This is a genomic window from Spirillospora sp. NPDC049652, assembly GCF_040675125.1.
GTDB lineage: Bacteria > Actinomycetota > Actinomycetes > Streptosporangiales > Streptosporangiaceae > Spirillospora.
Window position 1 is genome coordinate 1 of sequence record NZ_JBFAOF010000760.1, and the last position, 3,621, is coordinate 3,621.

Here is a 3,621-nt window from a genome sequence, read left to right on the forward strand (position 1 = left end):
GGGGACCCCGCAGCCGCGGGGCCCCGGGGCGCGGCCGGAAGCGCACCGTGCGTACCGCTATCGTCCGGTGGCCGACCGGCGCCGGCGCGACAGCGCGTCGATGCCCGCCGCCACCAGCAGGACGCAGCCGGTGATGAGGAAGTTGGCGTAGGCGTCCATGCCGAGCAGGCCGAGGCCGTTGTCGATGGTCGCGATGACCAGGCCGCCGAGGATCGCGTCCCGGGCACGGCCGCGTCCGCCGAACAGGCTCGTGCCGCCGATGACGGCCGCGCCGACCGCGTACAGCAGGGTGTTGCCCGCGCCCGAGTCGGTCGCGACCGAGTTCAGCCGGGACGCCGCGACGATGCCGGAGACCGCGGCCAGCCCGGAGGCGATCATGAAGACCGACATCCGGATCTTCGTGACGTTGATGCCCGCGCGGCGGGCCGCCTCGGCGCTGCCGCCGACCGCGTACAGGTGCCGCCCGTAGGCGGTGCGGTCCAGCACGAACGTCGCGACGATGAGCAGGACGGCGACCAGCGGCACGCCCCACGGGATGCCCGCGAGGGTGACCAGCGGGCTCGGCGCGCGGTCCAGGCTGAGCACGAACGTGCCGATCAGCAGGATCGCCGCGACGAGCACGACCCGCGCGACGACCAGCTGCACGGGCTTGCCGTGCAGGCCGCGCCGCCGCTGCCGGTTCCAGCGCAGCAGCTGGCTGGCGGCGTAGCCGAGCGAGACCAGGACGGCCAGCGTCCAGCCGAGCCAGAGCGGCATGTTCCGGTTGGCGAGCGCGACGATGACGTCGTCGCGGACCGGGACGGTGCCGCCCTTGCCGATCAGCTTCAGGGTGATGCCCTGCAGGCCGAGGAACAGCGCGAGCGTCACCACGAACGACGGGATCCTGATGACCGAGACCAGCCATCCGATCGCGGTGCCGATGACGACGCCGGTCGCGATCGCCGCGATGACCGCGACGTACCAGGCCTGGCCCGAGTCGACGATGAGCTTGGCCATGACCGCGCCGCACACGCCGCTCGCCACGCCCGCCGACAGGTCGATCTCGCCCAGCAGCAGGACGAAGACCAGGCCCATCGCGAGGATGGTGACGGGCAGCGCCTGGGTGAACAGGTTCGCGACGTTGCCCTTGGACAGGAACGTGTCCGGGCGCAGCCCGGTGAACAGCACGAACAGGAACGCCAGCGCGAGGATCGCGGGGATCGCGCCCAGCTCGCCCGCGCGCACCCGCGCCCAGTAGTCGGAGACCGCGGAGCGCACGTCGAGCTGCCGTCGGTCGGCGGCGAAGTCGGCCTCCGCCAGCCTGGGGATGTCGGTGGACATCGCTTCCCCTATCAGATGGTCTCTGCCGCGGCCGTGGGAGCCAGCCCGAGGTCGCCGGAGCGGCCCGCGGTGATGAGCTCCACGACCTGGCCGTGGGTGACGTCGGTCCGCTTGACCTCCGCCGCGACCCGGCCGAGGTAGAGGGCGGTGATGCGGTCGGCGACCTCGAACACGTCGTTCATGTTGTGCGAGATCAGCACGACCGCGTGGCCGGTGTCGGCGAGCCTGCGGACCAGGTCGAGCACCTGCCGGGTCTGCGCGACGCCGAGCGCGGCGGTCGGCTCGTCCAGCACGACCACCTTGGAGTCCCACAGCGCGGCCTTGGCGATGGCGACGGTCTGCCGCTGCCCGCCGGACAGGCTCGACACCTGCTGCCGGACGGACTTGACGGTGCGGACCGAGAGGCGCGCGAGCGTCTCGCGGGCCTTCTCCTCCATCGCGTCCTCGTCGAGCACCATGCCCTTGCGCTGCTCGCGGCCGAGGAACATGTTCTGCACGATGTCGAGGTTGTCAGCGAGCGCGAGATCCTGGTAGACGATCTCGATGCCGAGTTCGGCGGCGTCGCGGGGGCCGCCGACCTTGACCTCGCGGCCCTCGAACTCGATCACGCCGGAGTCGATCGGGTGGATCCCGGCGATGCACTTGATCAGGGTCGACTTGCCCGCGCCGTTGTCGCCGACGAGGGCCATCACCTCGCCCTGCCGGAGCGTGAAGTCCACGTCGTGCAGGACGTGCACCGGGCCGAAGCTCTTGTTGACGCCGACCAGGCGCAGGACGGGGTCGCCGTTTTCTGCCACGTCATTCCCTTCGGGTTCGCCGTGCGCTCCGGCGCGCGCCCGGCCCGGTGGCGCGGGCCGGGCGCGGTCGCCGGTACTGCTCAGCGGTCGGTCGTCACTGGATGCCGGCGGCGCTGCACTTGGCCGCGTAGGCGCCCTTGCACAGCTCGTCCTTCTTGACGAAGCCGTCGGTCACGACCTGCTTGACGTTGTCCTTGGTGACGCCGATCGGGGTGAGCAGCATCGACGGGACGTCGCGCTTGCCCTGCGCGTCGTTCGTGGTGCCGTTGGTCTCGCCCTTCTGGCCCTTCATGACGTCGATGGCGAGCTTGGCGACCGCGTCGGCCTCCTGCTTCACCGGCTTGTAGACGGTCATGCACTGGGTGCCGTCCAGGATGTTCTGCAGACCCTGCACCGAGGCGTCCTGGCCGGTCACCGGGACCTTGCCGGCCTGCGAGTTCTTCTTCAGGATCGAGATCGCGGCGTTGCCGAGGCCGTCGTTGGCGGCGAGCACGCCGTCGATCTTGCCGCCCTGCTGGGTCAGCATCTGCTCGAAGATCGTGGCGGCCTTCTGGTTGTCCCAGTCCGGGACGGCCTGCTCGGCGACCTTCTTGTAGGCGCCGACCTTGTCCAGGACGCTGTGCGCGCCCTGCGCGAACAGGGTCGCGTTGTTGTCGGTGGGCGCGCCGTTCAGGTAGGCGATGTTCGCCTGCTTGTCGCCCAGGCACTTCTGCAGGCCCTTGCCGAGCTCCTCGCCGACCTTCACGTTGTCGAAGGAGACGTAGTAGTCGGCCACGCCGCCGAGGGTCAGCCGGTCGTAGTCGATGGTCTTGACGCCCTGCTGCTGCGCCTTGCGCTGCACGGCGGCGGCGGAGTTGGAGTCCAGGCCGTCCACGACCAGGACGGTCACGCCGTTGGTGATCATCTGGTCGGCGATGGTCTGGAACCGCTGGGTGGAGCCCTCGGCGTTCTGGATGTCGTACTTGACGCCGGCGGCCTTGAACGACTGCTCCAGGAACGGGCGGTCGAAGCTCTCGTACCGGACCGAGGACTTGGTGTCGGGCAGGATCACGCCGATCTTGCCCTTGGCCGCGGCGTCGCCGCCGCTGGAAGCGCCGTCCTTCTTGTCGTCCCCGCAGGCGGTGAGGGTGAGGGCCGCCGCGGCGGTGACCGCCGCGAGCCCGATGATCCCCTTGCGCATGTGCCCGGGTCCTTTCTGGGGCGGCCGCGCCGGGGCGGCCGGTGATCGGGGGTGGGAACCGCGCGGCCGGTGGATCGGGGCTCCCCCCGACGACCGCGCGAAATGTTGTGCCCCGCAACTTATGTCGCCTTTGACGGTGATGCCACCCCCGGGACCGGATGAATTTGTTGTGAGCAGTAACAATCCAGTAACGCCAGCTCAGCGGGGATGCGAGGGGTGCGGCCAGGACGGACTCGGTGAGCCGTGCCGCCGGGCCAAGATCAAGAGAAAGTTCGCCGCCCCAACATAAGTCCGCGCGGGGGCCATGCGGTGTCCGCATGGCCC

Annotated in this window: 3 protein-coding genes; all 3 read right to left on the minus strand. The window is 70.3% G+C overall.

Annotation, left to right across the window (positions count from 1 at the left end; translation table 11 throughout):
- Positions 1–57: 57 nt before the first annotated feature.
- Positions 58–1,320, minus strand: a complete 1,263-nt coding sequence (locus tag AB0J52_RS32080; RefSeq protein WP_500186553.1) for a sugar ABC transporter permease — start codon at positions 1,318–1,320, stop codon at positions 58–60.
- 11 nt (positions 1,321–1,331) lie between these two features.
- Positions 1,332–2,117: an ATP-binding cassette domain-containing protein gene (locus AB0J52_RS32085; RefSeq protein ID WP_500186555.1), complete on the minus strand. Its 786-nt coding sequence runs from the start codon at positions 2,115–2,117 to the stop codon at positions 1,332–1,334.
- A 94-nt stretch (positions 2,118–2,211) separates the two neighbouring features.
- Entirely contained in the window at positions 2,212–3,297 is a 1,086-nt protein-coding gene (locus tag AB0J52_RS32090; protein ID WP_500186557.1) for a sugar ABC transporter substrate-binding protein, read from the minus strand.
- Positions 3,298–3,621 lie beyond the last annotated feature (324 nt).

Bases quoted from the DNA above. Each gene is read 5' to 3' on its own strand.
- AB0J52_RS32080 (WP_500186553.1), bottom strand. From the start codon at position 1,320: ATGTCCACCGACATCCCCAGGCTGGCGGAGGCCGACTTCGCCGCCGAC.
- AB0J52_RS32090 (WP_500186557.1), bottom strand. From the start codon at position 3,297: ATGCGCAAGGGGATCATCGGGCTCGCGGCGGTCACCGCCGCGGCGGCC.